The 3,114-nt window shown below is 48.3% G+C and carries 3 protein-coding genes; 1 reads left to right on the top strand and 2 read right to left on the bottom strand.

Annotation, left to right across the window (positions count from 1 at the left end; genetic code table 11):
* Positions 1 to 130 precede the first annotated feature (130 nt).
* Together SIN01_RS14345 and rpe are read right to left on the bottom strand one after the other, a co-directional pair.
* Positions 131 to 1,066 carry a DUF1861 family protein gene (locus SIN01_RS14345; protein ID WP_141306159.1) on the bottom strand — a complete coding sequence of 312 codons (936 nt, stop codon included), beginning with the start codon at positions 1,064 to 1,066 and terminating at the stop codon, positions 131 to 133.
* A 111-nt stretch (positions 1,067 to 1,177) separates the two neighbouring features.
* Positions 1,178 to 1,834 (bottom strand): ribulose-phosphate 3-epimerase, encoded by a 657-nt coding sequence (gene rpe / locus SIN01_RS14340; RefSeq protein WP_141306158.1) that lies wholly within the window; start codon positions 1,832 to 1,834, stop codon positions 1,178 to 1,180.
* 211 nt (positions 1,835 to 2,045) lie between these two features.
* Here rpe and SIN01_RS14335 point away from each other — a divergent pair, with 211 nt between their 5' ends.
* Entirely contained in the window at positions 2,046 to 3,014 is a 969-nt protein-coding gene (locus tag SIN01_RS14335) for a sugar-binding transcriptional regulator (protein WP_141306157.1), read from the top strand.
* Positions 3,015 to 3,114: the final 100 nt, after the last annotated feature.

The raw sequence follows: 3,114 nt of genomic DNA, 5'->3' as shown, positions 1-3,114 counted from the left end.
GGCCAAGACACTGGTCTATTGGTTTGAAGACGGGGCAAAATTATAAAATTTCTTTACCTGCCCTAAAAACCCCTGAAGCAGCCGTCGACCGACCGCCTTCAGGGGGTGCGTGGTTCATCAAAGAATTGGTTTATTCGTAGTGCTCCTCTTCCAGAAAAGGATCATCGATGACGATTCGCTGGGCTTCGGCATCGCTGGTACCCGCATACAGTTCCATGACGCCGCTTTCTCTATGACGGATTGCGCCGCCGCTGAACACCACATCACGCAGATCGGTACGTTTTGCCGTCCCGTCTAGGAAATCCTTTCGAACGGCGATTATTTTGACCGGGGTATGACTGCCGGTAAGCGGATCGAGCGTGAATACCATCGAATAATAATGGCGATTGCCCTGTTCATCAAAGTAGGCGATGTGCCCAAGCACGCCGGCACTGCCATTTTTCAGTGGGTGTACTTCATTGGCACCACCCCATTCTGCTTCAGCAAAATGGCCTTCAAGCAGCGGAGCGTCTTCTATTTTATCAAGGGTCAATTCACTCAGAGAAGCAAGAATCAGATAGCCGATTTTTCCCCGACCGCCTTTTCTACCTTGCGGCCGTGTCAGCACCAGAATCTGCCCATTTGGCAATTGTGCAAGACGCAAGTCCTTCATTCCGACGGGGCCCTCAAAATAGGGTTTTAGCATGCGAATCGATGGTCCCTGATAGAAGAGCGTTCGCCACTGGCTATCGCCATTGGCAGCCCGTTTGACCCAGACCCCGCCGAAAAGCAGCTGACCGTCAATCCGCGTCACAAAAGGATCCTGAAGCGGGAAAAAAGGCAGGTCAGGTACAAGTCTCCAGCCTTCCGCAGTCTGTTCAAAGAATCCGACATGCGCCTCCTCGCTCTCGCGCGACTCGACGCGTGCGGCAATCAGCTGGCGGCCTTCATCGCAAAAAGGGGCCGTGCAATTATAGACATCCTTTGCACCGGCTCCAAGAAAATTCAACTTTTCAACTTCATAAATCGTCGGATGCCTCGACGTGTAGTCTTCAAGCAAATCTAAGCATTCCGTAACCCGTTCCATGAATCGCGCCTCCCGAAAACATAAGCTGCACCATTGCAGCACATCTTTACTATAGTCTTCTTCTCACGCAACTTCATGTATTTGAAATTTTTTTCAACGCTCCCGAGTCAATTATTTTTCCTGCGCGCTTCGCAGCAAGGCTTCTATTGCCACATGACGGTCTTCTGCATTAAAGATCGCGGAGCCGGCGACAAATAGTTCAGCACCCGCCTCAAGACACAGCGGCAAGGTTTCGCCGTTGATCCCGCCATCGACCTCGATCTTAACCGGCACTTGCTTTTCATGAATCATTCGGGCAACCGCGCGAATTTTATGAAGCATTGATGGAATAAAACGCTGCCCGCCAAAACCGGGATCGACCGTCATAATCAGGACGTAGTCAACCTCACGCAATAGCGAATCCAATACGGCGGCAGGTGTGGCCGGATTGAGCGCAACGCCTGCCTTAGCACCACCCTCTTTAATGATCTGGATGGCGCGATGCACATGCTTGCACGCTTCCACATGCACGGAGATCATATCTGCCCCTGCCGAAAGAAAATCCGGCAGTAAATGAATCGGTTCTTCAACCATGAGATGCACGTCTTGCGCAACCTTTGATTCGCGTTTCAATGCTTCGACGACATTTGCACCCATTGTTATATTCGGTACAAAACGTCCATCCATAACATCCACATGAATCATGTCCACATCCCGTGCCACATCATGAACCTCATCCGCAAGATAAGCGAAATGAGCAGACAGAATTGATGGTAAAATTTTCATCACAGCTTCCCTCCTCAATCAAATGCAACCGTATTATGTAATCGTTGTCACAAATAATAGTACGTCAAAGCAAACGCTTCGTCAAAAGATATTCGACGAATGTTGGCCATCCCCTTGTTCGTTTACATTTTATCTTATTCACTCTATAATAGAAACCATTATTTTGCACATTTATAACCCTATTGATCATTTGTGCAGCAACAGGGGGGATACCATGAATCGCGATGCTTTGAAAAAAAAATATATTCAAATCGCTCAGATGTACTACGAACAGAATCTCACTCAAAATGAAATTGCTGCGAAAATCGGCGTCAACCGAACTTCAGTCAGCCGGATGCTGAAGAAGATGCGCGACGAGGGCATTGTCAAAATCACCATTAATTATGACTTAAACGACCTTTCTCTTGCCAAACAACTTGAGCAAAAGTTTCAGCTCGAAAAGTCGATTGTTATTCCGGTTGATCCGGCGCAGCCGACCCATGTGACGTTAACTGCTCTCGGCCAAGCAGCGGCCCGCTTTCTTGAAGCTCATTTGCAAGATCATGATGTGATTGGCTTTTCATGGGGCAGCGCGCTCGCTGCCGTTGTCGATGCGCTCGAGCCGTCCGAACAGTACGACGATCTCTTATGTCTGCCAATGATCGGCGGACCCGCCGGAAAATTAGAGAGCCGCTATCATGTTAATACGATTTGTTTTAAAGCAGCAGAAAAATTGAAGGCCCGCTCCATAATGATCGACGTACCCGCTATTGTTGAGAAGGAATCGACACGAGACGATTGGATGCATTCCCATTATTATGATGAAATTTTAGCTTATTGGAAGAAGATCAGCATTGCCCTAGTTGGCATCGGTTCGATTCAAAACACCGGCCATGCCACTTGGCGCGCCTTTTATGGGCATGAATCCGTCCAGCATTTTAAAGAAAAGCGGATCGTTGGTGATCTCTGCTCCCATTTCTTTGATGATGCAGGTAAAGAAATCGCTACGCACCTAAGCAAGCGAACGCTTTCGATTCCGCTGGATGTACTGCACCATACTCGCTACACCATTGGCGTTGCAGAATCGAAAGGCAAGATTCCCGGTATTCTCGGCGCATTGCATGGGCGTCATCTGAATGTATTAATCACTACAGAAGAAACTGCAAAAGGGCTTCTTGCGGCTGACAAACATAAAATGCCTTGATTCGTGCATAGACCGTGACAGAATTCGATGTTCCGCGACTATTTCCCTGGAAATAACCCGTTAACGCCGCACAGCGCATTACCTGTTTAAGAAAAACCAA

It is taken from the genome of Sporolactobacillus inulinus, from assembly GCF_006539285.1.
In the GTDB taxonomy this organism is placed as follows: Bacteria; Bacillota; Bacilli; order Bacillales; family Sporolactobacillaceae; genus Sporolactobacillus; species Sporolactobacillus inulinus.
The sequence above is the reverse complement of the archived record's forward strand: the minus strand, read 5'-3'. Positions and strand labels throughout refer to the sequence as shown.

What these genes read in the sequence shown, in the direction of transcription:
- SIN01_RS14345 (WP_141306159.1), bottom strand. Translation starts at nt 1,066, where the DNA reads ATGGAACGGGTTACGGAATGCTTAGATTTGCTTGAAGACTACACGTCG.
- SIN01_RS14335 (WP_141306157.1), top strand. Translation starts at nt 2,046, where the DNA reads ATGAATCGCGATGCTTTGAAAAAAAAATATATTCAAATCGCTCAGATG.